Source organism: Corallincola spongiicola, assembly GCF_004284785.1.
GTDB lineage: Bacteria > Pseudomonadota > Gammaproteobacteria > Enterobacterales > Neiellaceae > Corallincola > Corallincola holothuriorum.
In genome coordinates, this window is sequence record NZ_SHLY01000005.1 from 233,745 (window position 1) to 246,612 (window position 12,868).

General features: G+C 51.9%; 12 protein-coding genes. 3 read left to right on the forward strand and 9 right to left on the reverse strand.

All coding sequences use genetic code 11. From position 1 onward, the window contains the following. Positions 1–32: 32 nt before the first annotated feature. Entirely contained in the window at positions 33–1,457 is a 1,425-nt protein-coding gene (locus tag EXY25_RS14690) for an outer membrane protein transport protein (RefSeq protein ID WP_130567332.1), read from the reverse strand. Between the two features lie 437 nt (positions 1,458–1,894). Here EXY25_RS14690 and EXY25_RS14695 point away from each other — a divergent pair, with 437 nt between their 5' ends. Next, the gene (locus tag EXY25_RS14695) at positions 1,895–2,356 is read left to right on the forward strand and encodes a GNAT family N-acetyltransferase (RefSeq protein WP_114339018.1); all 462 of its coding nucleotides are present in this window, start codon (positions 1,895–1,897) and stop codon (positions 2,354–2,356) included. Positions 2,357–2,426: 70 nt separating this feature from the next. Here EXY25_RS14695 and EXY25_RS14700 read toward each other — a convergent pair whose 3' ends face one another. Beyond that, positions 2,427–3,158 carry a DUF3379 family protein gene (locus tag EXY25_RS14700; RefSeq protein WP_130567333.1) on the reverse strand — a complete coding sequence of 244 codons (732 nt, stop codon included), beginning with the start codon at positions 3,156–3,158 and terminating at the stop codon, positions 2,427–2,429. Next, on the reverse strand, positions 3,151–3,720 hold the full coding sequence (locus tag EXY25_RS14705) for a sigma-70 family RNA polymerase sigma factor (RefSeq protein ID WP_114339020.1): 570 nt from the start codon (positions 3,718–3,720) through the stop codon (positions 3,151–3,153). The genes EXY25_RS14700 and EXY25_RS14705 overlap by 8 nt, the downstream gene beginning before the upstream one ends. Positions 3,721–3,908: 188 nt before the next feature. Between EXY25_RS14705 and EXY25_RS14710 the strand changes: the two genes are divergently transcribed. Then, positions 3,909–4,205, forward strand: a complete 297-nt coding sequence (locus EXY25_RS14710; RefSeq protein WP_114339021.1) for a YfcZ/YiiS family protein — start codon at positions 3,909–3,911, stop codon at positions 4,203–4,205. Between the two features lie 104 nt (positions 4,206–4,309). Here the strand turns inward: EXY25_RS14710 and EXY25_RS14715 are convergent, their stop codons facing one another. The 6 genes from EXY25_RS14715 to EXY25_RS14740 are packed head-to-tail and all read right to left on the reverse strand — an operon-like array spanning position 4,310 to position 11,319. Next, a complete protein-coding gene (locus tag EXY25_RS14715; protein WP_130567334.1) occupies positions 4,310–5,932 on the reverse strand; it encodes a BatD family protein in 1,623 nt (540 codons plus the stop codon). 5 nt (positions 5,933–5,937) lie between these two features. After that, entirely contained in the window at positions 5,938–7,905 is a 1,968-nt protein-coding gene (locus tag EXY25_RS14720) for a VWA domain-containing protein (protein ID WP_130567335.1), read from the reverse strand. Further along, on the reverse strand, positions 7,902–8,933 hold the full coding sequence (locus EXY25_RS14725; RefSeq protein ID WP_130567336.1) for a vWA domain-containing protein: 1,032 nt from the start codon (positions 8,931–8,933) through the stop codon (positions 7,902–7,904). The genes EXY25_RS14720 and EXY25_RS14725 overlap by 4 nt, the downstream gene beginning before the upstream one ends. After that, entirely contained in the window at positions 8,926–9,438 is a 513-nt protein-coding gene (locus EXY25_RS14730) for a DUF4381 family protein (RefSeq protein ID WP_130567337.1), read from the reverse strand. The genes EXY25_RS14725 and EXY25_RS14730 overlap by 8 nt, the downstream gene beginning before the upstream one ends. Then, complete coding sequence (locus EXY25_RS14735) at positions 9,428–10,366, reverse strand: DUF58 domain-containing protein (RefSeq protein ID WP_130567338.1); 939 nt, start codon at positions 10,364–10,366, stop codon at positions 9,428–9,430. The genes EXY25_RS14730 and EXY25_RS14735 overlap by 11 nt, the downstream gene beginning before the upstream one ends. Further along, a complete protein-coding gene (locus EXY25_RS14740; protein WP_114339027.1) occupies positions 10,363–11,319 on the reverse strand; it encodes an AAA family ATPase in 957 nt (318 codons plus the stop codon). Before EXY25_RS14740 ends, EXY25_RS14735 begins: the two co-directional genes overlap by 4 nt. A 238-nt stretch (positions 11,320–11,557) precedes the next feature. Between EXY25_RS14740 and fadI the strand changes: the two genes are divergently transcribed. Continuing rightward, complete coding sequence (gene fadI, locus EXY25_RS14745) at positions 11,558–12,868, forward strand: acetyl-CoA C-acyltransferase FadI (RefSeq protein ID WP_114339028.1); 1,311 nt, start codon at positions 11,558–11,560, stop codon at positions 12,866–12,868.

A 12,868-nucleotide genomic window follows, 5' to 3' on the forward strand; every position in this document is an offset into this window, starting at 1 on the left:
GCTTATTGTGGCGAATTCGTCGCGACTTGTTGCTAAAATTGATAGTTAAGCTGTGCTGACAAGATGTGTGCGTCAGCGCTGTTTAACTGTCCCTGATAACTGCTCACCGGAATATGGATGGGAGCGCCGGTGTTTGGGTTGGTTGTTGTCAGGCCAAACTCTTCAGTCACATCGACCTTTCGCCCGTAAAGATAGGCATAACCTAGGTCAAACGATACAGCCTCATCCCACTGATAGCTGGTACCTAAAGTAAACCATTGCCGATCTGTATCCGGGATGCTTAAAGTCCGATGTTTGGCGTCAACCGGGGTTTCGTCATAGGCGTAACCAGCGCGAAGGGTCCAGGCGGGCGTCGCAAGATAGGTAACGCCAGCTGCTAGACGCCAGGCATGATCCCAGTATTCATCTTTGATATGGACAGGCTCATCCAAGTTATCCAGTTTTGCTTCCAGTTTGTCAAAGCTGCCCCATTGTGTGTATACGGCGCTGGCCTGCAGTGACCATTGGCCGTTAATGGGTTGGTGAATAGCCAACTCAGTGATAGCGGGCAGATCCAGATCCAATGTTCCTTTGTCGTTTAGGGCCGCAGAAAGATCGGATTCAGCGTGACCGTCCAGCTCCAGTTTAACTTCTGAGCGATAACTGAGTGCCACACGGGTGCCAGCGGGTAACTGCCAAAGCAAGCCAATATTCCAACCGTAGGCCCAATCGTCACCACTCATCCGCAAGGTTGTGGCATTGCCGGGAACAGGCAGCAGGGTGGGTGCACCTATTTGCTCGGCGATCTGGTTATAGTCGTTTATAGGAGCCACGTAACCGTTCATATATTCCGGCGTTGTACTACCGATCTCTGCATCGGCATAAACCAGGTTTATGCCACCACCGATGCTCCACTCATCATTGATCCGATAGGCAAGATTAGGATTGATATTGATGGTAGTTACTTCTGCTTTATCGGCGAATTCGCTGGTGTTGGACTGGCTATCGTAGTCGGTACTGAGACCAAAATTGGAGAACACACCGAAGCCAAAGAACCACTGTTCATCGATTGGGCGAATATAGTATATCGCTGGTACCACGGCATCGGGGGCGATGTCCCGCTGTTTGGCATCGAATTCAGTTTGCACCATGGCAAGATCTGCGCCTGGAACGGCAGCGTTGACTCCAGCCGCCGCACCATTATAAAGCTCGCCATAATGGTTGGTCGTATGGCCAGTGATATCTACCTCAGGGTTAATATAAGTAGCGGCGACCGAGAGCTGCGCTTTGTCGAATAGCGTCATCGCCGCTGGGTTTCTTGCCAGTACCGCGGCATTTTCTGCGATAGCGCCCTCGCCGGCATAAGCGCGGCCTAGGCCGTTGGCACTGTGCTCATTGAGCTGAAAGCCGGCGGCGTTGGTTTGGCTGGAGATGACAGCCAGCAAGCTGGCAAAGGCGGTTTTTTTTAAAGGTTGCATAGCGTGCTCAAGACTCGTGGGCGTCGTGCTTGGCCAACACCCTTTGTTATTAGAAAAACTGATCCGCTGACCCTGAGTCAGCGGCGCGCTACTATGCGGATGGGTAGATGGAAATGCAAGGTTCAACCTCGCATTGAGCTAATTTATTCCGCGGTTGGCTTGTCAAGGTCAGCAAACAGCCGCTCATGTCTGATGCACCGACACTTCGTGCGGTAACCGCCGACCCATTTTGGGGGCCATCTAGAATATAATCAGTGAGGTTATCGGTTGATTTGTACGCAACAATCCCTAATCAAAGGGGGTTAACAGGCATGCGGTAAAAGTGGTCAGTGGCGGCCAATCGAGTTGCATAGCAGCGCTTTATGTCGCTATTGTGTTTTTAGTGCTAGTAACCTCAAGCGGCGGCATCCAGTACCGCACAATGTTTGGAGAGTAGAGTGCAGCCATTCAAGTGGTCCATATTGAGCTTTGAACAGTTAAGTAAAGCGCAACTGATAGCGATACTGAAGCTTCGGCAACAGGTATTTATGTTGGAACAAAACAGCCTATATCTGGATATTGATGGTGAGGATGAGCATTGCTCTCACCTGCTTGTCGAACAGGATAATGTGCTGATCGGCTATGCGCGCCTGGCACCGCCGGCAAGCTGCCATCCTAACTATCCGGTGCTGGGGCGTATTGTTTTAGCGAAACAGGGTAGAGGAGTAGGGTTAGGTGAAAAACTGATTAAAACAGGTTTGGATACCTTGGCAAAATGGTATCCCGGAGTCGCGATAAAGATTTCAGCACAGCAGGCATTAGTTCCTTACTACCAACAGTTTGGTTTTGAAGAGAAGGGTGAGCCCTACGATGATGGTGGGGTGATGCATCTGGATATGCTGTTACTGCCAACGCGTTAACTTTAGCGATAGGCATTAAGCAAAAAAAACGCGGCTTGTGGCCGCGTTTTTTTTCGCTTGCGCGACCAGTTTAAATATTCTGCCAGCGCAGTGATTTTTGTAATCGTTGTTCAACGGTCTTGATCTGCGCGTTAGGCTCAGATAGCACCACCATACTCATCCCTTGGCCCTGGGAGTCGGTGAAGTGGTGGACTGAGCCAGCCATTTTGCCATCGTTGAACTGTTCATCGACTGGGCGCTTATTGTCAGGCACAAAAAACACCGTGACGCGATGGCCGCTATCGTCGTCAACAATCAAATGCAGTGAGCGAGTGCCATCAAAATCGCAGAAGTTAGCGAAATACACATGGCCAATATCCTGCTCCAGCTGACCTCCTAATTTGGCCAGTTTACTGTTCACCTGCTGAAAACGTAGCCCTTCATCAATGCCATCAAGATGATCAGCTTCGCCGTAAACATGCGCTAGCGAGTGTTGAATGACATTAAAATCATGTTGCGGTGTGCTCTTGAGCAAGCTAAAGCTAATGCCGACAGCAAAGGCGATGGATGCAGCCAAGGCTAAATGTACCCGCGAACGTTTACGTTGCTGACGGAACTGTTCCATTGACTGACTCAGGATCAAACGTTCGGCTAATCCTTCAGGCACTGGCACTTTTACCGCGCTGCTAATTTTTCCATCAAGCTGTTTTAGTTCGCCAGCAAACTGCTGATTACTCGGGGATGATGTCAGTGCGTCACTGATCTGCGGATCCTTATCATTGGGATCGGCATACAGGCGCCTTCTTAACTCCAGATCATCCATTGCTGTGACCTCGCTTTCTATCGCTTGTTTCTAATGCTTCTTTCAATTGGTTTCTTGCGCGAAACAAACGTGTCATGACTGTATTTTTGTTGAGCCCAAGTTGCTCGGCTATCTCATCGCCGCTAAAACCACCTAATACCTGCAAAATCAGTGGTTCTCTGTACTCAGGTGCCAACATTGCGATTTGACGTCGAAGCAGGTGGTTCTCGGTATCCTGCTCTGTGGAAACCGATTGCTGATCGGCGACCGGTTGGTCGTCAATATCCACCACATCGAACTGCTTGCGCTCAAAGCGCCGGGCGTTCTCGCGACGTACGATGGTAAATAGCCAACTTTTGGCTGCTTTTTCATCTTTCAACGAATCCAGAGAGCGCCATGCCCTAAGGAAAGTTTCCTGAACTAAATCTTCTGCTATGTCGGGGCTGTGACAAAGCCAATAAGCGTAGCGATAAAGATCGCCGTGCAGGGCGTTGACCAGGGCCTCATAGCGTTTCTGTTTATTTGCCATATCAACAGAGACCGGGTCTTTTGATTTTTTCTTTCGAAAAAGTGTAACTGCCATAAATTTAGGTCCAAAATAATGGAGTACGCAGCGGCTTTGGCTGGTTTGTTTCGCTGATTGGACTCTCTCGAAGAGCGAGTAGCGCCTCAACTAAAGGGGCTATTATGCGCTGATGGGTTGATACAGTTCAAACAGCCTAGTGAGATCTGCGTTATATTGCAGATATGTTTATCGATTAAGGTAAGAAAATGAGTAAGGATCTAACCTGTACCGCCAATGAAACAGAAGTATGTTGTTGCGTTGATGTCGGTACTATTCTCGATGGTGAGGATTGCACTGCGGAAGTGTCTGCTGTCGTTGCCGATGAAGCTGCTTTGGAAACGATCTTGGCCCATTGGTTGTCTATGGCCGAAAGCAAGTCGTCCGAGCCGGTTGAAGTGGTCGAAGTGAAGAAGCAAGAGGTCGCCGGTGGTATTGAAGTCTCTGGTACTTATCGCTTTGGCTGTCAGGCGGAAGGGCTGTTGTTCCAATTGGCACTAAGATAATTTCTGCGAAATCGCCTGCGTTTTTGTTCGAGCGGAAACGTAGCAAAGAGATGAATAAAAAAGGGCTGTGACGACAGCCCTTTTTTGTGCCCGAGAGTCACTGTTTAGGCAGTCGGATACAGCGGTGATAATGACGTTCCGTTGGCTGGAATAGTCTGCATATAGCTGCTCTTTATTGCCGCTAACAGGGGCTCGGCAGGCCAAGTTTCGGCCTGTTGGTTGACCGCTTTATCCAGTGACGTTAGTTGACTTTCAATCTGTGTGGCATCGGTGGTCGATAAGGTGGCTAACCACTGCCGACGACTGCGCCAGCCCTGAGATAAGCACCAACGCTGCAAGCCTTGTTGGATCGCGGCGGGTTGCGCTGTTGTACACACTTTTTCCAATTCAGCAAAAGAGAGGTTTTTCGCTGATGCGGGCTGTATCTGTGCCTGAGGTGTCGACTTGCTGCGCTTCAGATAACCATAGATCGCAGCCGTTAATGTCACTAACCACAAGATGCTCATCAATATAAATGGCCAGAACCAGGTACTGTCTTGTTCCACCTGCGCAGGGGATGCTTGTCGCGTATTCTCTGCGAGCGGCACTTGTCCTTCGGCGGCTATCACGGTAAATGTTCGTGCCGGCAGTTCTGCTGTTCTTTGTCTATTTTGCGCTGTATCCCACCAACTCACTGAGAGCGCCGGGAACGTGAGTTCTCCCGCTTGGGTTGGGATCAAGGCGACAGACTCCACACGCTGGGCGATCAGACGATCTTCCTGTACATAGGTGTCGTTAATCGCTTTATCTGGATAGACCTTAACGGTTGCCGGGTATTGGATCTGCAAATTTGGCAACTGTTTATCTTCAATGCCGATGGCACTGAGGGTGATGGTGCGGGTGATCGGCTCTCCTACCGTCAATTGGCTATTTTGCGGTTGCCATTCATCATGCAAGGTGACTAATTCCGATGGTAGCCAGTGGCCGCTGTAGTTTTCGGGTGCAGCTTTTACCTGCAGTGTCAGAGTGGGTGCCGACTCGTTGACTGGCAACCCGTACAACTGTCCCCGCGAATTTTGCTTCACCAATTGTCCTTTGACGTTGGCACCGATGATCTCGTAACTGCCAGCTTGTTCTGGCACTACAGCAAAGTTGCGTTGGATCACTTGGTAGCGACGGCCATCGACTATCTCTGTGGTTTTAGTATCAGAGCCGATATTGCGGATCGCCGCATCGGCCATCTGTGGATCAGCCAGGCTACCGTTGCGTAGTTCTTCGCCGAGATAAAGTTTGACGCTATAGCTGATCTGTTGTCCTAAATAAGCGGTGGTACTGGACAGCTCGGCGTCAATAAATAGATCCCGCGCCGGTCCAGTTTGCTTGGGTATTGGTCGCACATCGATAGTCACCGGTTTGCCCTTCACACCATCGACAGAGGCGGCGGGCAGGGTATAAGTGCCTGCTTTGCGTGCATAAATTTCGGTGCGCCAGGTGGTTTGCCGTCTACTATCGCCATTGATGATTTGATAGTTACGGCTGACATTTGTTGCACCTACCACTAGGCCTTGCCGTAATAGCGCATCACGATCCAACTCCAGTTTGTCGGCGTTGGCATCGACACTGATGGTCAGCACAAAACGCTCCTCCACAAACACTGGATTAGGTGCCACAGAGCTGTCAATTTGCATGCTTGCCAATGACTGGTTGGCCCAAAGCAGCAGGATTAAAAGGGCAAAAAGTCGTTGCATATGTGCTACCAAAGTTGTGTCTCCTCGCTTGTCTCTCCGGCTTTTTCCCGTCGCAGATGTTCAAGCTTCATTTTGTTTCTGAGCAGCAGTGACGGATCGTCGGGGATCTGCTCTAACCAGCGTTGTAGTTTTTGCTCTTCAGGGGAAAGAGGCTCACCTGGGGCGGTGGCGTAGGCCTGCGCTCCCTCTTGTTCTGGTTTGTCATCATTTATCTCCGGGTTAGCTGTCACCGGTTGTGGCTGTGGTATTTCAGCCTGACCATCGGGCTGGCTTCCGTCCTGTTCGCCGGGAGTCGGTTGTGGTGCCTTTAGTGCTGATTCATCGACCTCCAACTCGGAATCACCAGCGTTGCCCGCTGGCGGTTGGCTATCACTGTCTGCGGCTTCGTTCGGCGGCTGCTCGCCACCAGTTTGCTCTTGCGGTGGTTGATCGCCGGTGCCGTTTTTGCTCGTTTCGCTATTTTCGCCATCACCTGGTGGTTGTTGATCCGGTTGATTTTCTTCACTATCGCCTTCACCGGGCTGGCCCTGCTGCTCTTGTTGTTCGTCGCCAGGTTGCCCTTGTTGCGACTCATCATTACCGTCGCCAGACTCTCCCTGAGACTGGTCAGGATTGTCTTCCATCAGGTCCATAATGCGCTGACGATTGGTGGCCGCATTCGCTAACTCTGGATCCAGTTCAAGGGCGCGGTTATAGGCGTCTAATGCTTCTTGGTACTGTTGTGACATCGCCAGTGCATTGCCACGATTGTAATGATTAATAGCATCATCAAATTCAGCATAGATAGCTGCGGCTTCTTCATATTGCCCCGCTTTATAAAGGCTAGCCGCGCGCCAGGCATCATTGTCAAATGTTGCTGCCGCTTTGGCATAGTCGCCGTTTGCGAAAGACTCCGCCGCCAGTTGGTCATCGCTTTTCAGGGCATCAGGCAACCAATCGGCTTTGACCTGCGGAGCGGGCAGCAGCATTGGCACGCCCAACAGCAAGATGAGTAGGCCGCGACGAAACGCAGACAGTGCCAGAGGTAACAACAGCAGCACTAACCAATAACCGCTGTCGTGCCATTGCCACACCTCACCATCAACGGTTTGCGCTGTTTGGCTGTCGCCCTGGCTTATTGCCAATAAACTTTTGATATCGAGGTCGTCACTGCGAATACGAATATATTGACCGCCACTGTTCTGACTGGCTTTGCGCAGTGTGTTCTCTTCCAGTGTGGGTACCGGCAGTTCGCCGTCCACCATCTTCAGGAGGCTGCCGTCGGGCATGCGGATCGGTCCACCATTGGGCGTACCCACCCCCAAAATGGACAGTTCAAAGCGGTCACCCAACAGGGCTTGGATCCGCTGCTGTTGTCCGGGTCTTATCTCATCACCAATGAGAAACAGTTGCCCTTTTTGATAGCCTGCGCTGGTGAGCAGTTCGATTGCCAGTGCCACGGCTTTATCAGGGCGGCTCCCCATCGCCGGCATGATGCTGGGATCTAATGCGGGGATCATGGTTTTCAGATTATTGATATCCGAGGTTAATGGGCTGAGTACATAGGCATCGCCAGCGAAGCTGATCAGTCCGGTGTCCCCCTCCTGCCAGCCATCTAATAGATCCATGGCTTTGTAGCGTGCTTGGACTAAACGATTTGGTTTGAGATCGGTTGCCAGCAGCGACAGTGACATATCCATAATCAACACCCGCCCGTTGGGGGCGGCGGACAGTGGGGTTTGCACCTGATACCAACTAGGGCCAGCCATCGCCAAAGTAAGTAAGCACCAAATCGTACTGAGCAGCCATAGCCATCCCTTGTGTGCGGGGGAATCGTCGGTCATCAAACGCTTTAGTAACTCGGGGTGCACGAGCTTTTGCCAACCGGAGTTGGCGAAGTTCTGCCGCCATAACCACCAGATCACCAAGGGAAGGGGCAATAGGCTCAATAACCAAAATGGGCGCAGGAGATGAAAGTCAGTTAGCCAGTTCATTGTTCAGCTCCAGATACGTTGGCTGCATTAGCTGGAGGCAGTGTTAGCCGGTTTGCGAACATCGACCAAAAGAAGGCTGCTGTGATCAGTAGGAATGCTAACCCTAAAGGCCAAAAATAGATCTCGGTGGTTGGTCGTAACATCGGACGGTCTTGGTCAACGGGTTCTAGTTGTTCAATCTCTTGGTAGATCTGTGCCAGATCTTCAGCATCTCTGGCGCGAAAATAGCGGCCGCCGGTCAGGGCGGCTATTTTGGTCAGTGTGACCTCATCCAGATCGGCACTGGGATTAACTTTGCGGGTGCCCATGAAGGTCCGCTTAATCATTTCGTCGGCACCGACGCCGATGGTATAAACCTTCACCCCTTGTTCTGCGGCCACCTTGGCGGCATCCAGTGGGCTCACTTCACCGGCGGTGTTCTGGCCGTCGGTAAGTAATATCAAGATCTTTTGTGGTTGTTCATCGGCTAATAGGCGTTTGGTGGCTAAGCCTATCGCTTCACCAATGGCGGTTGATTGCCCAACCAGGCCAATCACCGTATCTGCCAGCAGTTGTTTCACGGTGCCGGTATCGAAGGTGAGAGGGGCTTGCTGGTAGGCGTTGTCAGCAAACAAGATCAAACCGACCCGATCGCCATTGCGCCGCTCAATAAACTCGCCAACCACGTGTTTTACTAGGGTTAGACGGTCAACCGCGCGGCCTCTGACCTGCATATCTTCAATCTCCATGCTCCCTGAGAGATCCACTGCGAGCATGAGATCACGTCCTTTGGCTGGCACTTCCACGGGATCTCCCAGCCACTGTGGGCGGCTGGCGGCAATCACCAGCAGCACCCACGCTATTATCGCAAGCCATTTGATCTGTACCGGCCGGCCGCCACTGTTGGCTGTAAGCGAGTGTTGCGACAGCAAGGCAAAGGTTGGTAACCGCAAAGCGCCCGCTTTTGTCTCTACTTGCGGCAGAAAAAAGTAACTCAGTAGCGGCAGCGGCAGGGCAAGAAGCAGCCAAAGCCATTGAAACTCAAGCATCTTTCCTCCCTCTGTTTTGTTGTGTTGCAGCTGTTGTGCGGTGATGAGGTAACCGAGTGTGCTGTAACCAGTACGCTGCGGCAGCACGTAACGCGGGCACCTGTGTCGAGGCTGAAAAATCGGCCTTAAATCGTTGATCATCTGCGAGCAGTTGCAGTGGTGAGATCTGCTCGCGTAGCTTGGACGGAAGATGCACTGCTAAATCGTCGAACCAAGCTTTTCCAGTGGCCGGTTGTACGCTGAGCGCGTGGGGCTGGTAGGCGCGTATTACCTGTTGCAGTAGCTGTTTCAGTGGCCAAAGCTGCGCGAGGGTATTGTCATCCATCGCGGTCAGTGTCCGTAAACCGATACGGCAATAGTGTCGCTGCTGATAGCGAAGATAAAGTGCCACTGTGATGGCCACTGCGCATAACAGCAAGGCAACGAGCAAGGCGATCAGCGGCCATGAGATGCTGCTGACCATAGGTGGCAGTAGAAGATCTTCAAGGTCTAATTTAGCGCCCATGATGCTGCCTCCGCCACTGCTTGTTGATCTCTTCGTGGGCACCGATATGAAATAAGCGACAGCCACTTTTTTGTAGCTGGTCTAAACGGCTCTGGCGCGCCTGCTCTAAGCGTTGCTGGCATTGCTGGCGCTGGTTGCGTTGACTGAGGGGGAGGATGGCGCGCTGATTGCCATCGGTGATCATCAGATCATTGCCAAACTCAGTTTCAGGTAACTGGATCTCCAATGGGTCATAGATCTCTCCTGCGATGAGGTCGTTGTGGCGCCCCAACAGGCTGAGGTGGCGGATCCCTTCGTCATTGAGCTGTTGGAAATCACTGATTAGGATCACCTGGCTACCGGGACGGACGATATAACGCAGACGACTTAAGGCGTGGTTAAAATCCTGGGGCTCTATGCCATGTTGAGGTGTTTGTTCATGTAGTGACACCATGGTGTGGATTAAGTGCAACACCGCAGCAGAGCGACTTTTAGGTTTCAGCTCCTGATGTTGATATTGATTCCAGATCAGACCGCCGATGCGATCGCCATTGTCACAGGCGCACCATGCGAGTTGTGCGGCCAAGTGCGCTGCTTGCACCGATTTAAAACGCCACTGGCTTCCGAAGCGCATGCTGGCACCCAGATCGACAAGCAGAAACACTGGCCGTTCTCGTTCTTCATGGAACAGCTTGGTATGGGCTTTACCTGTGCGCGCGGTAACACGCCAATCGATACTACGAATATCATCACCGGGCTGGTAGTGACGGGTTTCTGCGTACTCCATGCCTCGACCGCGGGCTTTGCTTTGATAGCTACCCGCCAATTTACTACGCAGTTGTCTCGGCTTGAGCAAGGAGATGCCACCGGTTTGCTGTTTCAACGCAATAAGACTGCGTTGCTCCAGCATCCAGCCTGGCTCAGCCCTGTGGGATCTTTCCTCTGTCACGGCAGCGGCACCAAGGCTAATATCTTGTCTAATACCTGATTGACGGTGACGCCGTCAGCTTCTGCTTCATAGCTCAGCAGCAGGCGGTGTCTGAGCACATTATGGAACACGCTATGGATATCATCAGGGGTGACAAAATCACGCTCTGCTAACCAAGCATTGGCACGGGCACAGCGTTCCAGCGAAATAGTGGCGCGAGGGCTGGCACCGAACTGCAGCCAGCTGGCCAGTTGTTGATCATAAGCGGCAGGTTGGCGGGTGGCTATAATCAGCTGCACCAGATACTGCTCCAACTCTGGCGCCATATGCAATGACAATATTTTTTTGCGGGCAGAGAAAATACTTTGCTGGGTCAGCTTTTCATCGATTTTAACCATCTCGCCTAACGCTTCGTTACGGCTGAGCTTTAAGATCTGCTGCTCAACTTCTACCCCGGCATAGTCCACTTCCAGATGCATTAAGAAACGATCTAACTGTGCTTCCGGCAGCGGATAGGTGCCTTCTTGTTCGATGGGATTCTGCGTCGCCATGACCAGGAATAGTTCTGGTAGTTGATAGGTCTTACTGCCGACAGTGATTTGGTGCTCACCCATCGCTTCAAGCAGGGCTGACTGCACCTTGGCCGGCGCCCGGTTGATCTCATCCGCCAGGATCAAATTATGAAACAGTGGCCCCTGTTGGAACTCAAAGCTGCCATTTTCCGGGCGATAGATATCTGTGCCGGTGAGATCAGCAGGCAGCAGGTCAGGGGTGAATTGGACGCGGTGAAAGTCGGCTTCGATGCCGTCAGATAGTGCTTTAATCGCACGGGTCTTGGCTAAGCCTGGAGGCCCCTCAACTAATAAGTGGCCATCGGCTAACAGGGCAACCAAAATATTATGGGTAAGCTCGGGTTGTCCCAAAATCTGCTGATTCAAATAATTGTTGAGTTGTTGGAACTGACTCACTGGCATGGTTTACGTACCTTCTAAGCATTTCTCTGGTGGCTCAACAGTGAGCCTAAGCCTTGGCGGCTATTGGTTTTATCTAATAATGGGGGCGAGATCCAGTATCACAACCGTCACAAATGTAAGGAAAAATCAAAACGGGTGTTTGAAACCGGTCAAGGACTAGCTACAATGCGTTTAGTTAAGAGGTCAGACCTCTAGGTCGAGTAGGCCTCCCTCAATAAACAAATAAGAAAGGTGTGGGATGAGTAAACAGGCATTGCCCCTCGTCAGCCAGGGCGGACATCGTATCGCAGTGGTCTCTGGATTGAGAACGCCATTTGCCAAGCAGGCAACGGCTTTTCATAAAGTCTCTGCGCTGGATCTGGGAAAAACCGTCGTTGCAGAGATGATGCAACGTATCGACCTGGATCCGGCATTAGTTGATATGCTGGTGTTTGGTCAGGTGGTGCAGATGCCTGAAGCGCCCAATATTGCCCGTGAAATTGTGCTGGGGACCGGGATGAATGTGGCGACCGATGCGTATAGTGTGAGCCGCGCTTGTGCGACCAGTTTCCAGTCGGTAGCCAATGTCACCGAGTCTATCCTCGCCGGACAAAGTCAGATCGGTATCGCTGGGGGCGCTGATTCCAGTTCCGTGCTTCCTATTGGCGTCAGTAAGAAATTAGCCACCGTGCTGGTCGAATTGAATAAAGCGCGCACCCTTGGTCAACGGTTAAAGATCATTCGTCAGTTGGGTTTAAAGGACCTGATGCCTGTGCCGCCAGCGGTGGCGGAATACTCCACTGGCCTGAGCATGGGACAAACCGCAGAGCAGATGGCAAAAAGCCACGGCATCACCCGGCAGGCGCAGGATGAATTGGCACACCGTTCTCATACGCTCGCTGCCAAAGCGTGGCAAGACGGTCTGCTAGATGATGAAGTGATGACCGCCCATGTGCCGCCCTATAAATCTTTTATTGAACAAGATAACAATATCCGAGCCGATGGTTCGCTGGCCGGTTACGCCAAATTACGCCCAGCTTTCGATCGTCGCCATGGCACAGTGACCGCCGCTAACAGTACGCCACTGACGGACGGTGCAGCGGCAGTGATGCTGATGCGGGAAGATATCGCGCACTCGTTAGGGCTGGAACCCTTAGGCTATATCCGCAGTTACGCTTTTGCTGCGATTGACGTTTGGCAGGATATGCTGATGGGCCCCTCTTATGCCACGCCAAGGGCCTTAGCTAATGCGGGGATCACGCTGAACGATCTTACTCTGATCGATATGCATGAGGCGTTTGCCGCCCAAGCTTTGTCAAATGTGAAGATGTTTGCCAGCGACAAGTTTGCTCAGGAGAAACTGGGATTAAGCAGTGCCATTGGTGAGATTGATATGGATAAATTTAATGTCCTGGGCGGGTCTATCGCTTATGGCCACCCGTTTGCAGCCACGGGCGCAAGGATGATCACGCAGACACTGCGGGAATTAAAGCGACGGGGAGGCGGGTTAGGCTTAACCACTGCCTGCGCGGCTGGTGGTTTGGGTGCAGCAATGGTATTGGAGGCGTAA

Coding starts and splice junctions, on each gene's coding strand:
- EXY25_RS14700 (WP_130567333.1), bottom strand. CDS start 3,158: ATGGATGATCTGGAGTTAAGAAGGCGCCTGTATGCCGATCCCAATGAT.
- EXY25_RS14740 (WP_114339027.1), bottom strand. CDS start 11,319: ATGCCAGTGAGTCAGTTCCAACAACTCAACAATTATTTGAATCAGCAG.
- EXY25_RS14690 (WP_130567332.1), bottom strand. CDS start 1,457: ATGCAACCTTTAAAAAAAACCGCCTTTGCCAGCTTGCTGGCTGTCATC.
- EXY25_RS14725 (WP_130567336.1), bottom strand. CDS start 8,933: ATGCTTGAGTTTCAATGGCTTTGGCTGCTTCTTGCCCTGCCGCTGCCG.
- EXY25_RS14715 (WP_130567334.1), bottom strand. CDS start 5,932: ATGCAACGACTTTTTGCCCTTTTAATCCTGCTGCTTTGGGCCAACCAG.
- EXY25_RS14705 (WP_114339020.1), bottom strand. CDS start 3,720: ATGGCAGTTACACTTTTTCGAAAGAAAAAATCAAAAGACCCGGTCTCT.
- EXY25_RS14720 (WP_130567335.1), bottom strand. CDS start 7,905: ATGAACTGGCTAACTGACTTTCATCTCCTGCGCCCATTTTGGTTATTG.
- EXY25_RS14730 (WP_130567337.1), bottom strand. CDS start 9,438: ATGGGCGCTAAATTAGACCTTGAAGATCTTCTACTGCCACCTATGGTC.
- EXY25_RS14710 (WP_114339021.1), top strand. CDS start 3,909: ATGAGTAAGGATCTAACCTGTACCGCCAATGAAACAGAAGTATGTTGT.
- fadI (WP_114339028.1), top strand. CDS start 11,558: ATGAGTAAACAGGCATTGCCCCTCGTCAGCCAGGGCGGACATCGTATC.